At 46.0% G+C, this 19,626-nt stretch carries 16 protein-coding genes; 5 read left to right on the top strand and 11 right to left on the bottom strand.

Annotated features, from left to right (window positions below):
- Positions 1-4: 4 nt before the first annotated feature.
- From FE785_RS08170 to FE785_RS08180, 3 genes are all read right to left on the bottom strand, one after another.
- Positions 5-1,009, bottom strand: a complete 1,005-nt coding sequence (locus tag FE785_RS08170) for a zinc-binding alcohol dehydrogenase family protein (protein ID WP_138565285.1) — start codon at positions 1,007-1,009, stop codon at positions 5-7.
- 128 nt (positions 1,010-1,137) lie between these two features.
- Positions 1,138-1,500: a Grx4 family monothiol glutaredoxin gene (grxD, locus tag FE785_RS08175; RefSeq protein ID WP_138565286.1), complete on the bottom strand. Its 363-nt coding sequence runs from the start codon at positions 1,498-1,500 to the stop codon at positions 1,138-1,140.
- A gap of 151 nt (positions 1,501-1,651) precedes the next feature.
- Positions 1,652-3,484, bottom strand: a complete 1,833-nt coding sequence (locus FE785_RS08180; RefSeq protein WP_138565287.1) for an N-acetylglutaminylglutamine amidotransferase — start codon at positions 3,482-3,484, stop codon at positions 1,652-1,654.
- Between the two features lie 364 nt (positions 3,485-3,848).
- Here FE785_RS08180 and FE785_RS08185 point away from each other — a divergent pair, with 364 nt between their 5' ends.
- Genes FE785_RS08185 through coaE form a run of 3 tightly spaced genes read left to right on the top strand, consistent with a single transcriptional unit; the run spans position 3,849 to position 7,619 of the window.
- The gene (locus tag FE785_RS08185) at positions 3,849-4,730 is read left to right on the top strand and encodes an alpha/beta hydrolase (RefSeq protein ID WP_138565288.1); all 882 of its coding nucleotides are present in this window, start codon (positions 3,849-3,851) and stop codon (positions 4,728-4,730) included.
- 11 nt (positions 4,731-4,741) lie between these two features.
- Positions 4,742-7,018 carry a bifunctional diguanylate cyclase/phosphodiesterase gene (locus tag FE785_RS08190; RefSeq protein WP_138565289.1) on the top strand — a complete coding sequence of 759 codons (2,277 nt, stop codon included), beginning with the start codon at positions 4,742-4,744 and terminating at the stop codon, positions 7,016-7,018.
- Positions 7,011-7,619, top strand: coding sequence for a dephospho-CoA kinase (gene coaE, locus FE785_RS08195; RefSeq protein ID WP_138565290.1), 609 nt, complete (start codon positions 7,011-7,013; stop codon positions 7,617-7,619). The genes FE785_RS08190 and coaE overlap by 8 nt, the downstream gene beginning before the upstream one ends.
- 11 nt (positions 7,620-7,630) lie before the next feature.
- Here the strand turns inward: coaE and mutT are convergent, their stop codons facing one another.
- Positions 7,631-8,035 carry an 8-oxo-dGTP diphosphatase MutT gene (gene mutT, locus FE785_RS08200; protein ID WP_138565291.1) on the bottom strand — a complete coding sequence of 135 codons (405 nt, stop codon included), beginning with the start codon at positions 8,033-8,035 and terminating at the stop codon, positions 7,631-7,633.
- A gap of 134 nt (positions 8,036-8,169) precedes the next feature.
- Between mutT and hisC the strand changes: the two genes are divergently transcribed.
- The gene (gene hisC, locus FE785_RS08205; protein WP_138565292.1) at positions 8,170-9,231 is read left to right on the top strand and encodes a histidinol-phosphate transaminase; all 1,062 of its coding nucleotides are present in this window, start codon (positions 8,170-8,172) and stop codon (positions 9,229-9,231) included.
- An 81-nt stretch (positions 9,232-9,312) separates the two neighbouring features.
- Here hisC and argJ read toward each other — a convergent pair whose 3' ends face one another.
- Positions 9,313-10,533: a bifunctional glutamate N-acetyltransferase/amino-acid acetyltransferase ArgJ gene (gene argJ, locus FE785_RS08210; RefSeq protein ID WP_138565293.1), complete on the bottom strand. Its 1,221-nt coding sequence runs from the start codon at positions 10,531-10,533 to the stop codon at positions 9,313-9,315.
- 82 nt (positions 10,534-10,615) lie between these two features.
- Complete coding sequence (gene secA / locus FE785_RS08215; protein ID WP_138565294.1) at positions 10,616-13,333, bottom strand: preprotein translocase subunit SecA; 2,718 nt, start codon at positions 13,331-13,333, stop codon at positions 10,616-10,618.
- A 238-nt stretch (positions 13,334-13,571) separates the two neighbouring features.
- Between secA and FE785_RS08220 the strand changes: the two genes are divergently transcribed.
- A complete protein-coding gene (locus FE785_RS08220; RefSeq protein WP_138565295.1) occupies positions 13,572-14,009 on the top strand; it encodes a DciA family protein in 438 nt (145 codons plus the stop codon).
- Between the two features lie 69 nt (positions 14,010-14,078).
- On the opposite strand, the gene lpxC is transcribed toward FE785_RS08220, so the two are convergent.
- The 5 genes from lpxC to murC form a co-directional block, all read right to left on the bottom strand.
- Entirely contained in the window at positions 14,079-14,999 is a 921-nt protein-coding gene (gene lpxC, locus FE785_RS08225) for a UDP-3-O-acyl-N-acetylglucosamine deacetylase (RefSeq protein WP_138565296.1), read from the bottom strand.
- Positions 15,000-15,139: 140 nt separating this feature from the next.
- Positions 15,140-16,390, bottom strand: coding sequence for a cell division protein FtsA (gene ftsA / locus FE785_RS08230; RefSeq protein WP_138565297.1), 1,251 nt, complete (start codon positions 16,388-16,390; stop codon positions 15,140-15,142).
- Between the two features lie 101 nt (positions 16,391-16,491).
- Complete coding sequence (locus tag FE785_RS08235; RefSeq protein ID WP_138565298.1) at positions 16,492-17,181, bottom strand: cell division protein FtsQ/DivIB; 690 nt, start codon at positions 17,179-17,181, stop codon at positions 16,492-16,494.
- An 11-nt stretch (positions 17,182-17,192) separates the two neighbouring features.
- Positions 17,193-18,098: a D-alanine--D-alanine ligase gene (locus FE785_RS08240; RefSeq protein ID WP_138565299.1), complete on the bottom strand. Its 906-nt coding sequence runs from the start codon at positions 18,096-18,098 to the stop codon at positions 17,193-17,195.
- Between the two features lie 14 nt (positions 18,099-18,112).
- Positions 18,113-19,510: a UDP-N-acetylmuramate--L-alanine ligase gene (gene murC / locus FE785_RS08245; RefSeq protein WP_138565300.1), complete on the bottom strand. Its 1,398-nt coding sequence runs from the start codon at positions 19,508-19,510 to the stop codon at positions 18,113-18,115.
- Between the last annotated feature and the right edge of the window lie 116 nt (positions 19,511-19,626).

Genomic DNA, 19,626 nt, shown 5'->3' on the forward strand with positions numbered 1-19,626 from the left:
ACGCCTAACACTCAATCACCAGCTTGCCACACATATCCCCCTTGGCGATGCGTGCTAAAGCAATTTTCAAATTATTGGCATTAAGCCCTGTTAGCTGCTGGGAATCTATCGGCTGAAATTCCTGCTGATCAATAATGGTGGCGATTTTGGTTAAGATCTGCCCTTGTAAAAACCGATCCTTGGTCTGATACAGGCTTCGGCTGAACATAAACTCCCAATGAATCGAGACGCTTTTGTTTTTAAAGACGTTCAGATCGGTTTCCTTGCCCGTCGACACCAATAAACAAATTTCACCAAATGGCTTGATCGATTCGGCCATATTCTGCATATGTGTATCACTGTCGGCGGCACAAAGAATATAGTCCACTTCAGCTTGTATCGCTTTTTCCAACTGTGCTTTTAGAGGCTGATAATGATCAATCACCTTATCCGCCCCCATCGCCAAGCACCATTTTTTGGAGCTTTCACGGGAGGCCGTGGCAATCACTTGTAAACCGACACGCTTGGCCAATTGAATCGCTATGGAGCCGACACCACCGGCACCACCAATAATCAAAAGCGACTTATTACGGTTATCGACCCTATTTTCGCTAATCGACAACTTATCAAATAAGGCCTCGTAGGCAGTAATAGACACCAGAGGAAATGCGGCGGACTGAGTTAGGGATAATTTCGATGGCGCCTTACCGACCAATTGCCAATCAATTAACTGTTGATCGGCAAAGCTGCCGGAACGAGTCATATCACCAGCATAGAACACCTTGTCGCCGACCTGAAAACCATTGACCTGATCACCCATTGCAACCACTTCAGCAACGGCATCATAGCCGAGCACTTTGTTTTGCTGCGCTTGGTTGAGCGCGTTTTGATATAGCTTGGTGTCTACCGGATTAACCGCTACCGCCAAAGGCCTGACCAGTAAGTCATTGGCCGTCATGACATCTAATGCCAATGGCTCTACCTTAAAGTTAAAATCTTTATTTTCAATATCAACAACAAATTGCTGCATACAGCTTTCCTTTTGCGGTTTAACGAGGTTATTTCTTCATCAATGTCAGTCTTTGCTCGGTTCTAAACGCAAAAAGGCATCTGAAGAAACTCTACAGATGCCTTTTCAAACCGATTCATAACAATGAATTATGCTTCTGCGGCCGCCTCATGCTTGGCATTTGCGTCAGCCATCATTTTTTTCAATTCACCAGATTCAGCCAATTCAATAGTGATATCGCAACCACCTTGTAGTTCACCACCGATATAAAGCTGCGGGAAAGTCGGCCAATCCTGATACTTTGGCAAATGCTCAAAAATAGTCGCGTCCGCTAACACATTAACGAAGGCAAACTTTTCACCGGTATCCGCCAACGCCTGCGCAGCGCGACTTGAAAAACCGCAAGAAGGCATTTGTGGAGAACCTTTCATATAGATAACCACTGGATTATTTGTTACCTGGCTATGAATACGTTCTAAAGTTTCTTGAACGACTGGATCTTCGTGTTGCATATTTAATTCCTTAGTTTTAATTACCCGAGTATTTTACTAGGTTATTCATCAAAAAAACAGTGACCAATCTCAGTGGTTTATTACTTAACTGTTTAAATGGCGACAAAAAATGATTTTTCAAGTCAAGCCGTCGCATAATTCTTGATAAGAGCTATAGAACTTTATCGACATGTTTTTGTAACCAGAACTCAAGCAGCGCAGCATGCCAGAGCTTACTGCCCTGAATTGCGGTAAAAGCTTGCGGTGCTTCCGGGTCATCGAGTAACTGCTGAAGCTTTTCGGCATTAAAAATACCACGCTTTTGTGCCGCTTCTGAGGTTAACAACGCTTTCATAAATTCAAAGAACTCACCACGTACGTATTTCAACGCCGGCATAGGAAATGCCACTTTCGGACGATCAATAATCGCATCCGGCACCAAGCCGCGACCTATCGCTTTTAAAATCTGCTTACCATTTTGTTTTAATTCGGCCGGAGCGGCCATCGCCACTTCCACCAGTTTATGATCCAAAAACGGCACTCGCGCTTCCAATCCCCAAGCCATCGTCATATTGTCGACTCGCTTGACCGGATCATCGACAATCAAAGTGGTCACATCAAAACGCAATACCTGATCTAAAAACTCATCCGCCCCGACTTCGGTCAAATGGTCGCCGACATACTGCGCAGTGACATTTTCCAAATGGTATTTCTCATTAACCACCTCAAGCCATTCCTGATGTGATCTGTCGAAGTAATAAGGTGCAAAAGCTTGCAAGGCAACTTGCGGATCCGACAAATCCGCACCGGCGTCAACTAATTGTGCGGCCGCCTCGGCCATTTTGTCGTACCAGAAATAACCGCCGAAGACTTCATCGGCGCCCTGTCCGGACATGACAACTTTGACATCCTTTGATACCTGTTCGGAAAGCAGGTAAAAAGCGATCGCATCTTGGCCCACCATCGGCTCGGCCATTGCTTCAACCGCTTCATGCAAACGTGGCAATACCTCACTATTGGAAATCAAATATTGCTTATGGTCTGTCTGATAGCGCTTCACCACCATATCGGAAAAATCAAACTCATGCCCGCGCTCTTCCGGAGCGTCCTCAAAACCGATAGAGAAGGTTTTGATATCTTTCACCCCGGCTTCAGCCAACATGGCCACCAATAAACTCGAATCCAAACCGCCTGACAACAAGACACCCACCGGTACATCGGCGGCGGTTAACCGTTTATGCACAGCCCGCTTAAGCTCTTCATGGATTGCATCGACCCATTGTTGCTGAGTTTGTGGAGCCGGGTTGCCATTCAAGGTTGTCGGGCGCTTGGCTTCTAAATGCCAGAAGCGCTTTTTATACATTTGCCCGTCCGGATTAACGATTAACCAGTGACCCGGTTCCAGTTTTTTAATGCCTTTTAAAATGGTATGAGGGGCCGGAATCACCGCATGCAAGGTCAACTGAAAATGCAAACCTACCGGATCGATTTCGCTGTTGATATCGTCTTCGACCAATAAAGCTTGGGTATTTGAGGCAAAACGCACGCCGCCATCAACCGGTGCATAATAAAGTGGCTTGATACCCAAACGGTCACGTGCCAACAGCAACTGTTGCTGTTCATCGTCCCAAATAGAAAAAGCAAACATCCCCTCAAAACGTTGCACACATTCCATCCCCCACTGGCGATAGGCCTTGAGAATCACCTCGGTATCGGTATGAGATTGAAATCCATATCCCAGATCAATCAATTCAGCTCTCAGTGCTTGATAGTTATAGATACAGCCGTTGAATACCAGAGTTAAACTGCCATCAATCATCGGTTGGTGACCTGCGGAAGAAAGATCGATAATGGATAAACGTTTATGCCCCAGGCCAACATGCTGATCGACCCATACGCCTTCATCGTCCGGCCCGCGATTCTGCATCGCCGCTAACATCGGTTTTAAGCGTTGTTCACTGGCCTTTTTTCCATTCCAGTAAATTTCTCCACAAATACCGCACATAAATCTTTTCCTACCGCTTGTTTGTTTTCTATTGTTTATTTAAGTTGAGGTCTGTTGCTCGCTGTTAGAGCCCCCTGCAGCTAAATAAGTGCCCATTGTATAATTTTCAGGCCTTGCAGTCTGTTAAATAGCGTAAAAACAGAGTTTGGAACTGAACATTATCGGCAAATACTGTGTCCAATAAAAGCCAACAACAGGCAAGTACAACGCCACGATACACACATCAACAATTACTTATATATATGTTTTTTAATTTACCCTTCTGGTAATCTTTGCTACCCTTGAGCTATTAACTCATAATTGCTTGCTCCCTACCGACAGGGATTGAGCTATAAATCACCGATGAGAAGAGTTTATAAAACCTATGAGCATTTCTAGAGCCCGCAATATATTATTTGCTTTTGCATTGCTGTCCATAGGCATGAATTCGGCATGGTGCAAGACCGTCACTCAGCCTATAGAAGTACTTGGTGTTCCTGCCGATGCCGAATACATTAAAGGCAACACAGACAAGCCTGCGGTGATGATTGTCCACGGCTTTCTCACCACCAATAAATTTCACACCATCACCTCCATCAGCAAAGCTTTAAGCGATGAAGGTTATACGGTACTGGCCCCGACGCTGACTCTAGGCATCGCCAGTCGGCAGAGTCCACTGAAATGCAACTCGATTCATTCACATACCTTAGAAAATGATGTCGCCGAGATTGCCGACTGGCGTCAATGGTTGAAAGACCAAGGACATGAAGAAGTAGTGGTGGTAGGGCATTCCAGCGGCAGCCCTCTATTGCTGGAATACCTGACCCGGAACAGTCAGGCGAATATCAAAGCCGCCATTTTCACCAGTCTGTTCTTTTTGAATGCCAAAGAGTTAGGCAGCATAGAAACCGAAATTGAACATGCGCAACAGCAGCTCGCTGCAAATAGCAATAAACCCCACAAATACAGTTTCTTGTTTTGTCGCAATAATTATTTTGCCACCCCAGAAAGCTTTTTATCCTATATGAAGCTAACCCGTAAATATGTATTTGACCTATTGGCACAACTCAATATCCCGCACTACACTGTTATGGGTGGTGCCGATAAACGCCATATGCAAGTCGGCGGTGATTGGTACCAACAACTGAATGACAGTGAAACAAAGCTTGTGGTAATAGATGGCGCCAACCACTTCTTTTCAAGTGAGTATGAGTTTGACCTGCAAGATGAGATGATCAAAATTCTCAACCAGGTCAGTCAGCATTAAACGGAATTCTTATGCAAACACCTAAATTCCTGATCCGCTCGATTCGCTTTTATTATCTGGCTTTCTCCCTGATTGGCTTGTTTATTCTGCTGTTTGTTGACTACACGCTCTACTCACGTGGCCAGGACATTCAAAAAACCGTTGCCGAACAAACCCAGTTGGAAGCTCAAAAAGAGCTTGCTTTTGCGCTCGATAAAGCGATTCGTCTTTTGCAGATAGAAGCGCAGAATTTCGCCTTATGGGATGAGGTTCATCAACAGTTCAGCGACCCGACCTACTATTTTTTCTGGCGTGATGAGCGTTTGAAAGAGACCGATTACTATCAGTCCCACTATGATGGCGTCGAACTTTATGGCGCCGATAAGAAACTGTTGCAGAATGCCTATGTCAATCAACCCAACCACTTCTACTTGCCTGAACAGATCGATAAGACGGAAGCGCAGGTAATCTTTACCAAAAACACGGAAACACATTTGAACTACTTTTATCCGGTTCAAAAACGCAACAGCAAAGAGATTGTCGGTTATATCGGCATCACCATCGATTTTTTGCCTTACCTACTAAAAACCGTTAATTTTTATACCATTAACCCGACCAGCCTACGCCTTGACAACACCAATAACCTCAGCATTCCCTATACTAAATTGAGTGAACACATTCAATATCAGATAGCCAGAAATCCGGTTAACGATTACCTCTGGCAACTGATTCAAGAATTCATTATTGAACTGATTATTCTCATGCTTGCGGTAGGCCTGCTGGTGTTCCTTATTTTCAACTGGACCATCTATCGCCCCTTGAATGTGATTTCACAGTTTCTCGAGACCCTGCAAGCCAGCCCAAATAAAGTGCAGCCACTGCCAAATGAGAAGTTCTTTTTGCAAGAGTTTGAACAACTCAAGCACTCCATTCATGATTACCACAGTAATTTGCAGCAAGCTCAAAATGAGCTCGACCTGCAAAACCAAACCGTTTGGGAACAGGCGCGTCGTGATGTATTAACCAACATTTATAATCGCCGCGCCTTTGATGAAGCTTGGACGGAAACGGTGAAAAGCTTCCAGCAGAACCCTCATACCGTCTGTTTTATGCTGATCGACTGTGATTTTTTCAAAGCCCTCAACGATACCTACGGTCATGAAAGTGGAGATGAAGTCATTAAACTGACCGCAAGCGGCCTGCAGAAACACCTGCCAATCGATTGCCCTCCCTATCGAATCGGTGGCGATGAATTTGCCGTGATTTTACAAAACCGCTCCTTACAACAGGCAAAAGAGATTGCGCAAAAATGCCTGCATGAACTACTCAACCTCGAATTCAGTGAGCTTGGCATTCGTGAGAAAATGGCATTCAGTGTCGGCATGAGCCATACCGATGACGGCTTGGAAATCGATATTCAACACCTGCCTAAACAAGCCGACATTGCCATGTATAAAGCCAAGCAGTCACTTAAGGATAAAATTCAGGTTTATCATCAGACCATGGAAAAAGAGTCGCGTTCCTTGGTATCGAGCAATATTGCCAACACCATCGTCAATGCCATCGATAGCGGCGACAATATGGAACTCCACTTTCAGCCGATTGTCTCATTGAAAAATGACTCGGTCTATTACGAATCACTGGTGCGTATCCAAGGCGAAGATGGACTGATTTACCCGAACGATATCTTTCATGTGGTGGAACGCAGGCGTCTGGAAATGGAACTGGATTATCAGATTGTTCAACAAGTTAGAAAAAAGCTCGCCGATAAAACCATTCCGCGCGGTAGCGGTGTATCCATCAATATCTCGGCAAAAACTTTACTTGATAGCGGTTTCACCGAACTGTTCAAGGATATCAAGCCGTTTTTAACCGACTATAAAATCGTTATCGAAATCACGGAAACCAGCTTGATTGACCATATCTATTACGCCAATAAGGTGCTCAATATTATGCGTAATGACGGTTTTTTGATTGCACTGGATGACTTTGGCAGCGGTTACTCATCAATTCGCTACTTGGCGCACATGCCGGTTGATATTATCAAATTCGATATGACCATGACACAGGCTCTATTGAGCAAGGACAGCAAAACCCAGCAGATTATCCGAACCACAGCAGAGATGGTGTTACATACTGGCTACGATCTGGTCTTTGAAGGAATTGAAGACGCGCATATGCTTGATGTGGTTAAACAGCTCGGCGCCACCCACGTTCAGGGTTATCTACTAGGACGTCCGGCGGCGATACCGCCCCAAATCAGTTTCGATAAAGCGCTCAGTAGCGAGAGAGCAGTAATAAATGGCTAAGGTTATTGCGATTACCGGCGGCATTGGTTCAGGCAAAAGCACCCTGACCGATTTCTGCGAACAGCTCGGTTATCCAGTCATCGACAGTGACCAATTGGCTCGCCAGGCCGTTGCCCCCAATTCGACGGGGCTTTTACAGATTATCGAGCATTTCGGTGAAGAGTTAAGGCTTAGCAATGGCGAACTGGATCGTGCCAAGCTGCGTCAACAAATATTCAATAATCCGCAAGCCAAAAACTGGCTGGAAGAATTACTCCACCCGATTATCCGCGAACTGACACTGGAACAGATTGGTCATTTTCGCAAGCAACAATGTCACTGTATTTTTGTTGCCATCCCATTACTGATCGAAGGCATTGATAAAACGGGCAGCAAGCCTGATTTTATTGATGAAATTTGGGTAGTTGACTGTCCCGAATCATTGCAACTGGAACGCGCCAGTCAGCGTGACCAATACAGCAAAGCGGAAATCAAAAAAATTCTTGATCAACAAGTAGACCGTCAGCACCGTATCGCTTTTGCCGATCAGGTGCTAGATAACTCTGCCGACCCGGCACTGCTTAAACAGCAATTGATTACTTTATTGGCGGAATACTGTTAATAAGAGCTTAACTAAAGCCCTAATGCCGTTAAGATTTTTTGATTCGCTGCGGGAAATTGGTAATCAACCAAGCGCTCCATATCGACCCATTTGACCTGCTGACCTTCATTGCCGACCGGCTCTCCGCTAAACTCGTCACTTTGGTACACATGCAGATAAACCGAAACCTTTTGATAATGCCAAGGTATCTCGATCAAGGGTTGCCAATTATGCGTTACGATTGCCAACTCTTCGCTAAACTCTCTTTGCAAGGCCTGTTGTACGGTTTCACCGGCTTCGATTTTGCCTCCGGGAAACTCCCAGCAATCGGCGTGACTCTGATGTTTTTGTCGTAAACTTAAACAGACTTGATTAGCTTGTTTTAATACACCAACGGCAATATGGATAAATTCGTTCTTTGTTTGATTGTCTGTCATGCAAAACCCAAAGTTAATTTCGTAATTTTTAGCGATCCATCACTGTCATCTGATAACTGTGATGTGGATTTAAGGTAAAATACAGCATATATTTTTTTATGGTGCCTTGCACGTTTTAGCAAAAGAGTTTTTCTATGAGTCAGTTTTGGAGTGAGCTAGTTCACAATTTGGATCCTTATGTACCGGGTGAACAGCCTAAAGTTAATAACTTAATTAAACTTAACACGAATGAAAACCCCTATCCACCTGCTGATTCGGTGTTAGAGGCAATCCGCAATGCGACAGATGATAAATTGAAACTTTATCCTGATCCGAATGCCGACCTGTTAAAACAGCGTATTGCCGATTATTTTTCGGTTCAGCGTAATCAGGTATTTGTTGGCAATGGTTCGGATGAAGTGCTCGCCCATGCGTTTCAAGCGTTGCTGAAAAAGGATAAGCCGCTACTTTTTCCGGATATCACCTACAGTTTTTATCCGGTTTATTGCGGTCTTTACGGTATCGACTTTCAAACCATCCCACTGGATGAAGATTTTGCTATCAATGTCAATGACTATGGCGATCAGGGTGGAGCGATTATTTTTCCGAATCCTAATGCGCCAACCGGCCGATTGTTGACCTTGAAAGAAATTGAAAAGTTGTTAATCAACAACCAAGACAAGGTGGTTGTGGTGGATGAAGCCTATATCGATTTTGGTGGTCAGAGCGCGATCAGCCTGGTCAATCAATATCATAACCTACTGGTCATTCAAACCTTGTCTAAATCTCGCTCTCTGGCCGGGTTAAGAGTGGGTTATGCGATTGGTCATGCCGATTTGATTGATGGCCTTGAGCGCGTTAAGAACAGCTTTAACTCCTATCCTATGGACCGTTTGGCGATCTATGGTGCCGTCGCTTCTTTTGATAATGAAGAAGCCTTCCAGCAATCTTGTCGGGCGATCATCAATACCCGTGAAACCTTAACCGATAAGCTGCAATCTCTTGGCTTCAAGGTGATTCCTTCTACGGCCAACTTTGTTTTTGCCAGTCACCCTGATTTTAGCGCCGAACAAATTGCACAAAAACTTCGTGAGAAGGCGATTATTGTACGTTATTTCAATAAACCACGTATTAACGAGTTTCTGCGTATCACCATTGGTAACAACGACGAAAATGCAGCCTTATGCACGGCGCTTTCTGAAATTATCACGTCATAAAAAATACATATTTCAGTGAGCCCTGCAATCAAAAAAGCCCGCAATAGCGGGCTTTTTTATATCAATCGGATAACCGTTAAATCAGGTACGGTATTCGGCATTGATCTTAACATAGTCATAAGAGAAATCCGTTGTCCAGACAGTCTCTTCGGCATCACCACGATTCAGCTGAATGGTAATATCGATATCCGATTTCTGCATAACCGCACTTCCGGCTTCTTCGGTATAGCTTGCCGCACGCCCGCCGTTTTCGACAATACACACATCACCTAAATAGATTTTCAAGGCATCAATATCGAGACTATCGACTCCGGCACGCCCCACCGCCGCCAAAATACGACCCCAGTTGGCATCGGAAGCGAACAGCGCGGTTTTAACCAATGGAGATAAGGCCACAGTATTGGCAACCTGCAAACACTCTTGAGCATCCTTACCGCCTTCAACCTTGATGGCAACGAATTTGGTGGCACCTTCACCGTCACGAATAATCATCTGCGCCAGCTCAACCATCACCATTTCAATTTCTGCGGCGAATTGCTGGTAAGCAGTAGAGTTAATATCATCAATAGTCGCCATATCGGCTTGCTGGGTTGCCGTTAGGGTACAAGCATCGTTGGTTGAGGTATCGCCATCTACGGTAATTCTATTGAACGATTTATTCACCGCATCCAATAGAGCCTTATCCAGACACGGCTGCGAAATTTTCGCATCGGTCGCCACAAAACCTAGCATAGTCGCCATATTCGGATGAATCATCCCCGAGCCTTTCGCCATACCGGTGATGGTAATATCCGTACCTGCAATATTGATGATACGACTGACCGTTTTCGGTACCAAATCAGTGGTCATAATGCCGCGACTCGCCTTTTCCCAACCGGTTACCGTCAAATCGGACAGCGCTTGCGGAATACCGTTATGGATTTTTTCCATCGGCAGGTTTTGACCGATCACACCGGTCGAAAACGGCAGCACTTGATGCGCTTCACAACCCAACTCCTGAGCGACCCATGCACAACTCTGTACAGCATCAGCCATTCCTTGCTCACCGGTACCGGCATTGGCATTACCACTATTGATCAATAACGCTCTGGCCGGAGTCGCTTGCAGGTTTTTACGTGCTAAGGTAACCGGCGCGGCGCAAAACGCATTCTGGGTAAACGTTGCCGCGGTCAAAGCCTGCTCGCAGAACTTGATAACCACTAAATCAATTTTATCCGCCTTGCTGGTTGCTTTGATTCCTGCATGGCAACCACCTAAATAAACGCCTGCCACAGGATGCAGTTCGGCAGTTTGCTGACTCATATTTAATCCTCATAGACAAAAAACCCACCCTAGTCATACTAGGGCGGGCTTTCAAATTATTATGTTTTAAGAATACTGCGGATTACGTTAATTTTCCACAACATTGTTTGTATTTTTTACCTGAACCGCAAGGGCAAGGATCATTACGCCCCACCTTTGGCCGTGAACGAACGAAAGTGCTTTCCTGCTCTTCGTCATCGGCAGACTCATTGTGAATGCCTTGTGCACTTGGGTGCTCGGCATCCAGATGCTGTTGTTCACGTTCTTGCTGAGCTTGCTGCTCGAATTCAGAAACATCCTTGGCGCCTTCAATCTGAACCAAAGACAATACCTTAACGGTTTCAAACATGACTTCATTCAAGAAGCTTTTGAACATCTCGGCCGATTCACGACGATACTCCTGGAACGGATCCTTCTGTGCATAACCACGTAAATGGATACCACGGCGTAGATAATCCATTTCAGAAAGATGTTCACGCCATTGACGGTCGATAGTACGCAACAACACTTCTTTTTCAAAATGGTGTTTGGTTTTTGGATCAACCACCGATAGTTTTTCGTCATACAAGGCTTTCAGTTCAGCAACGATTTTTTCAATCAGCTTCTCTTCATATAAAGACTTATCTTCGGCCAACCAAGTCTGTAGCGGGAAATCCGCTCCCAACTCTTCCTGAATCGCTTTTTCGGCGCCCTGCACATCCCACTGCTCATCCAAAGAGCCTGGCGGAATATAGGTCGCAACAAGCTGCTCAACCACCTGCTCGCGCAGCCCATCAACCACATCGGTAACATCGTCGGCTTCCATCAACTCATTACGTTGCTGATAGACCACCTTGCGCTGTTCATTGGAGATATCATCAAATTTCAATAGGTTGGCACGTTCGTCCTGATGCATACGCTCAACCTGTTTCTGCGCGCGCTCAATTGATTTGGTGACCATACCATGTTCGATCGCTTCATCAGATGTCATACCTAAACGCTTCATCATCGACTTGACCTTTTCCGAAGCAAATCGGCGCATCAGATCGTCATCCAATGATAAATAGAAACGGGTTGTCCCGACATCACCCTGACGGCCGGAACGACCACGTAACTGGTTATCGATACGTCGAGATTCATGACGTTCGGAACCGATCACTTTTAAACCACCTAAAGCCAGTACTTCGCGATGGCGCTCACTCCATTCATGCTTAAGTTTTTCAATTTTTTCCGGCGTCGGATTTTTCAACCCTTCGATTTCCATTTCTAGGTTACCACCCAAAACGATATCGGTACCACGACCTGCCATATTGGTGGCGATAGTCACCGCACCAGGTATACCGGCATTGGCGATAATTTGTGCTTCTTTTTCATGCTGCTTGGCATTCAAGACATTGTGTGGAATTTTCGCCTGCTTTAAGAAGTGTGCCAGCGTTTCCGACATTTCAATCGAAGCAGTCCCCACCAAAACCGGTTGACCTGTCTTGTAAGTCTCAGCGATATCTTTAACGATCGCCTTGAATTTGCCCTGCATATCCAGATAAACCAAATCCGGTAAATCGATACGTTGCGGTTCTTTATTCGGCGGAATGACCACGACTTCCAAGCTATAGGTCGACAAGAACTCACCCGCTTCGGTGTCCGCAGTACCGGTCATACCGGACAACTTTTCATACTGACGGAAATAGTTCTGGAATGTAATCGATGCGAAAGTCTGGCTTTCCATCTGAATTTTGACATTCTCTTTTGCTTCCACCGCCTGGTGAAGCCCTTCACTCCAGCGACGTCCTGCCATTTTGCGACCGGTGAACTCATCGATAATGACAACTTCACCATCTTCGACAATGTAGTCTTTGTCTTTTTCAAACAAAAGGTTGGCACGTAACGCCGCATTGACATGAATCATCAAACCGATATGCGCAGCATCGTAAAGACTATCGCCTTCTTCCAACAAACCGGCTTCGGTCATCAACTCTTCAACCTTGGCATGACCGTCATCGGTCAGATAGATCTGACGTGCTTTTTCATCAATAATGAAATCACCGGATTGCTCTTTGGTTTCAGGGTCTTCTTCACCGCGCTCTAAATGCGCCACCATCGGGTTGATCTTTTTATACAGCTCGGCTTTATCTTCCGCCGGACCGGAAATGATTAACGGCGTACGCGCTTCATCGATTAAAATCGAATCGACCTCATCGATTACCGCAAAGTGCTGACCACGCATCACTTTCTCTTCAGCGAAAATCGCCATATTGTCGCGCAGATAATCAAAACCGAATTCATTGTTGGTGCCGTAGGTAATATCGCACGCATAGGCTTGCTGCTTCTCGGTTTGCGACTGTCCACTTAAAATAACGCCGGTTGTCAAACCAAGGAAACCATACAGCTGTCCCATCCATTCCGCATCACGCTTAGCCAGATAGTCGTTAACGGTAATAACGTGCACCCCCTGACCTTGCAACGCATTCAAATAGGTTGCCAGGGTGGCTACCAGAGTTTTACCTTCACCGGTACGCATCTCGGAAATACGGCCGTCATTCAATGCCATACCACCGATTAACTGAACATCATAATGGCGCATCCCAAATACGCGCTTACCGGCTTCACGAACTGTTGCGAATGCCTGAGGCAAAATATCGTCCAGCGTTTTGCCTTCAGCTAACTGCTGTTTTAGCTCGGCTGTTTTCTGCTGAATTTGTTCATCTGTTAAAGCCTCGAATTCAGGCTCTAAAGCGTTAATGACGTCAACCACTTTGCGATACTGCTTAAGCATGCGTTCATTGCGGCTACCAAAGATTTTTTTGAAGATATTAAAGGCCATCAAGTATGATTCCAATTTCGAATTTTGTCTGTAAACAGTGCTCTTTTATACACTAAAAAAGGTCGATTTTCAGGGTTAATTTCAGATTTTTTCTAGGCCTGAAGACATTCGTCAAACTGACGATTTTTTCACCCAGTGCAAGTCTCTTAAATCAACGTGTCAATCGACCTATCGATTAAGGTAAAATATCCAAGCATTTTAGCACAAAAGCCTACCAATTAGCGGAACAAAGCTGAAGATGAAACCCTTTTTAAATCAGGCACAAGGCGCTCTCAAACATTTATTGGAAGACGCCCAACTTTATCAAGCGCTACTTGAAGTGGGTCGTGATGTTTTGCCACGCAAGCTGCAACCGCATGTGTTGGGTATCAGCTTTGAAGAACAAAATTTATTGGTTCAAATCGATGAAGCGGTCTGGGCGACTCAGTTGCGTTTTCACGAGCCAGACCTACTGGGCATTTACCAACAGCATTTTCCCCACCTGATGTTGAATAGAGTCAAGGTTAAGGTTCTGCCGCAACCGCCAGCACCGAAACGTAAACCGAAAATCATGGTGCCGCCGACCAAGGAAGATGCCAAATCCATGCAGGAATTAAGTGAAGCGGTCGAATCCGAAGGTTTGAGAAATGCCTTGCAACGTTTGAGTCAACGTGCGAAAGACAGTTCCGGCAATTAAAACCGCACAAAGGTTTGGGCAAAAAAAACGCCTCAAAAGAGGCGTTTTTTATCAACTGGTTACAAAGATTTACAACAATACCTTACTGCTGCCATATTGAACAGGCGGACGTGTTTCACCGTAAGTGACCACCTCGTAGGCATCCGGTTGTGACATCAAGGCACGCAGTAACTGGTTGTTTAGGGCATGACCAGATTTATGCGCGGTAAACTCACCGATAATCGGATGGCCCAGCATATACAGATCACCAACCGCATCCAGAATCTTGTGACGCACAAACTCGTCTTTATTACGCAAACCTTCATCGTTCATCACGCCTTCGTCATCCAGACCGATAGCGTTTTTCAAGCTCGCACCCAAACCTAGGTTACGCGCTCTTAGGGTTTCCATATCCTTCATAAAACCGAAAGTACGGGCACGGCTAACCTCTTTGAAATAGGAGGTTGCGGAAAAATCCAAGGTCATTTTCTCAGCGGTCTGCTGGAATGCAGGATGCTCGAAATCGATCGAGAAGTTCAGACGGTAACCTTCATGCGGCGCGAACTCAGCCCAACCGCCCTTATCGTTTTCAACACGCACCTTATGCAGAATGCGCACAAACTTCTTAGGCGCGCCTTGAATCTTGACTCCGGCAGACTGCAATAAAAAGATAAAGTGTGACGAGCTGCCATCCATAATCGGCACCTCATCAGAAGAAATATCGATAAAGACATTATCGATACCGATTCCAGCCAAAGCCGACATCAAATGCTCAATGGTCGCGATTTTCACCGGCTTATCCGCCAATTTCTGCACAATCGTGGTACATAGGGTAGTTTCACCGACGATCTCTGGAGACACCTTGAATTCGATCTGCGGATCGCAATCAACGCGACGGAAAACAATGCCGGTATTCTCAGGAGCCGGACGCAAAGTCATAACAGATTCATGGCCGGTATGCAGCCCGATACCTTTGGCTTTGATTGGGTTGGATAAGGTTCTTTGGTTCAAGGGAAAACTCTTTTCTACTGAGCTCTGAGGCGAAATCTACAGGGAGGCTGGCCAACAAATGAGCGTTAAAATTTTATTGCCGATATTTTAACACTTTTTTGCCAGTCTATGTGACTGACAAAATCAACTAAAAACAACGATTAAAAGCTTTTATTAAACCAGGTTTTCATTCGTCCTAGCAAGCTACCAGCGCTGACACCGGGACCTTGTGGTTGAGAAAGTTCGCTAATCGCATCACCCAAGTGTTCACGAGCATGCATCAACAAGCCGACCGTTGTCGCATAAGATGGGCTGTTAACCTCATCCTTAAGCCCTTCAACTCCTTGCGGGTAACCTAAACGTACCGGCATATGGAAGACTTCTTCGGCTAATTCCACCGCACCTTCGACCAAAGAACTGCCACCGGTCAAGACAATACCGGCCGCCAATGACTCTTCAAAACCGGCACTACGCAGCTCGGCTTGGATCAACTGGAACAGCTCTTCATAACGCGGCTCAATCACTTCAACCAGAGTACGGCGAGACAGACAACGCGCCGGGCGATCACCGACACTCGGCACTTCAATTTCTTCATCTTTGTCAATCAACTGCGGCAAAGCACAGGCGTGATTACGCTTAATCGCTTCGGCGGCCTGTGTTGGTGTACGCAAAGCCACGGCGATATCATTAGTGACTTGATCTCCAGCCACCGAAATCACCGCAGTATGGCGAATCGCACCGTTATGGAAAACCGCGATATCGGTAGTACCGCCCCCGATATCGACAAGACAGACACCAAGCTCTTTTTCATCTTCGGACAATACCGATTCGCTCGATGCCAACTGCTCAAGAATAATATCGGCAACACCTAAACCGCAACGCTCGACACATTTAGTAATGTTTTGCGCCGCACTCACCGAACCGGTGACCATATGCACTTTGGCTTCTAGACGCACACCGGACATACCGATCGGCTCACGAATACCGCCTTGATTGTCGATAATGTATTCCTGAGACAGGATATGCAAGACACGCTGATCGCCGGGAATGGCGATGGTTTGCGCCGCATCCATAACGCGTTCGATATCTTCATGCTGAACGTCCTGGTTACGGATAGCCACCATTCCCATCGAATTGAAACTTTTGATATGACTGCCGGCAATACCGACATAAACTGACTGGGCTTCGAAACCGGCCATACGCTCGGCTTCGTCTATGGCGCGCTGAATAGATTCAACGGTAGAGTCGATATTAACAACCACCCCTTTCTTTAAGCCTCTTGAAGGATGAGTTCCCATCCCTACTACCTCAATGCTGCCATCCGCTTTGATCTTACCGATAATAGCCGCAATTTTTGAAGTTCCAATATCCAGTCCGACGACCATATTAGAAGAGTGCTGTTTTCGCGCCATATTGTGCTTTACCTTTTCCCAATTGAAATTTCCAAGTCCGCCTGTAGGCGTAGCGGCAGACCGGTTTCGCTAGTGTATAACCCATGCCTTTTGAGCGTGATTTAATTTTGCGCCACTATAAAACCATTACTATAGCGTAAATCGTAAGTCTGTGCTGAGTTTCTCATTTCAGCACTGAGCTGTGGATAAGCCTTGATAAAACGTTCGATTTTATTGGCGTAATTCAGCTCGTCGACTTTAATGACTGCACCGCCAAGCAACTGGATTTGCCAAACATTATCTACTGAAAAACGCATTTCAGCAATCACCAAATCTAGACCGGCAAACCACTGCCGTGTCTGCATAAATTCAGTTAACACTTTTTCCGACTGATCAAGGCGCCCCTGTAGACGCACCAGATTTTCAAAACCTGCAATGCTACGCGGGAAAAACACTTCGCCATGGCGGTTGATCAATCCGGATTCACCCCAACGTGCTACCGGTTGCTGTTCACTAATGGAGATATAGAGCAGATCGGGCCACTTGCGGCGTATTTGTGCCGAATGCACCCAATCCAGACGAACGATACTGGCTTGAATTTTCTGCAACGGCAACTGCCAGAACGACTCCCCCAGATAGGGAGAAACGGCATCGGACAACTCGACATCACTCACCTGATGTAAAGGCGTCAGTAGCTCATAATGTGACACCGGTTTATAAAATGGTGATTGTTTGGCAAGCAACAGCCACACCGCCGCCACTATAAAAAATAGCAGCGCAAACAATAAGGAAAATTGCCCAATGCGTCTCATTGCCAGTCTGATTAATCCAAAGTAGTTTTTAAGATTTCGACCACAAGTTGCTCGAAACTCAAACCTTTCGCCCTGGCCGCCATCGGCACCAAACTATGGTCGGTCATCCCCGGTACGGAGTTCAGTTCGATCAACCAAGGCTGTTCGTCTTCATCCAACATCACATCAACTCGTCCCCAGGCTTTGGCACCAACGACATCGAATGCTTCCAATACCAGGTTCTGAATATCGGCAGTCAGTTCATCGTCCAGCGCACATGGGCAAATATATTGTGTGTCATTGGCCTTATACTTTGCATCAAAATCATAAAAATCGTGCGTTGTCTTTAACTCGATCAACGGCAACGCCTCATCATTCAATACTGCCGCGGTGAATTCACGACCGGTAATCCACTGTTCGATCAGAATTTCACTGTCATACTGTTGGGCGAATGAAACGGCTTCAACCAGTTGCGGCTTATCATAGACTTTGCGCATGCCGATACTGGAACCTTCATGACAAGGTTTAACAATGACAGGAAACGGCAGATCAAAACTATCCATATCAAGCGGCATGTTTTTGGAAACCCAGACAAAACCTGGAGTCGGCAGCCCGGCTCCCATCCAAAGCCATTTGGTGCGCAGCTTATCCATGGCAATAGCCGAAGCGGCCATATCACTGCCGGTATAAGGCAGGCCCAAATCGCTCAATACCGATTGCACACCACCGTCTTCACCCCAGCGACCGTGCAGAGCGATAAAGGCACGATCATAATCTTGCGCAATACGGCACAGATCGGCAACACTATCGACATCTTCGGATACGGCATCAATCCCTTGATCCAATAAGGCTTGAGTGACCGCCTGTCCGCTTCTTAGAGAGACTTCTCGTTCGGCGGCTTTACCGCCCATTAATACTGCAACCTTGCCAAAATCCATCAATCTCTCCAATCCTAATTTGTCTCGGTCAAAGCCTTGGATTCACTCCATTGTCTGGCCAATTGACCGACATCACCAGCCCCCATAACCAAGACAACATCATCATCCTGTAAAACATCCGTCGCCAATTGTTCTAATTGCGCGAAATCTTCGGCAAAGAAACCATGCCCACCACGGACACGCAACGCCTGTAACAGGGCTTTCGAATCAAAGCTCGGCAGATGTGGCTCCCCCGCGGCATAGACTTCCAATAACACCACCATGTCCGGCCCGGTCAAGGACTGAACAAACTCATCGAACAGATCGCGGGTACGCGTGTAACGGTGCGGCTGGAAGACTAAAATCAGGCGCTTGTTCGGGAACGCTTCCTTAGCGGTTGCAATCGTTGCCTGTAATTCGGTTGGGTGATGACCGTAATCATCTACCATGGTGACATTATGACCGGCTATTTGCCTGTTGTCATAAACCTCGAAACGACGGCCAACACCGCCAAACTCTTTCAATGCCTGCTGAATCGCGGCAATCGGCACATCCAATTGCAAGCCGACCGCAATCGCTGCCAAGGCATTTTGCACATTATGCTTACCTGGCAAGTTTAACTCTACGGCAAAACTCTTATCGCGCCCGACTAAAACCTGAAACTGCATTTTCAAGCCTTTTGCCTGAACATCAATGGCACGGATATCGGCGTTTTCAGAGAAACCGTAAGTCGTGGTTTTACGTGTCAATTTAGGCAAAATGTGACACACATTGTCATCGTCTATACACATAATCGCCATACCGTAAAACGGCAAACGGTTAATAAATTCAATAAAGGTGTTTTCCAATATCTGATAATCGCCTTGATAAGTATCCATATGATCTTCATCAATATTGGTTACTACCGACATCATTGGCGACAAATGCAGGAAGGAAGCATCCGATTCATCGGCTTCGGCCACCAGATAGTTACTGGATCCCAAACGGGCGTTGGTGCCCACTTGATTGAGCTTTCCGCCAATCACAAACGTCGGATCAAGCTCACCATGAGTCAATACCGCCGCGGTTAGACTGGTAGTCGTAGTTTTACCGTGAGTACCGGCGATGGCGATACCAAAACGCATACGCATCAATTCGGCCAACATTTCCGCTCTTGGAATGACCGGAACCCGCGCTTCGCGTGCCCAGTTGACCTCGGGATTGTCTTTACCGATTGCGGTGGAAACCACCACCACATCGGTATTTTTCACATGTTCGGCATTATGACCTAGCTGAATCAAAGCACCAAGCGATTCAAGGCGGGCAACCGTAGGGTTATGCTTGATATCCGAACCGCTTACGGTATACCCCAAGTTCAGACAGACTTCAGCGATACCGGCCATACCTACACCACCGATACCGACAAAATGGATTTGTTTTACCTGTTCTTTCATTAAATTCTAGCTTTCTGCTATTAAGACATGACAACTGAAGGGATCAGTTGATTTGATTAATTGGTTTCAATACGTTTTGCTACTTTCAGCATCGATTATGATTAACCATATCATAC

The organism is Thiomicrorhabdus sediminis (assembly GCF_005885815.1).
Classification (GTDB): Bacteria; Pseudomonadota; Gammaproteobacteria; order Thiomicrospirales; family Thiomicrospiraceae; genus Thiomicrorhabdus; species Thiomicrorhabdus sediminis.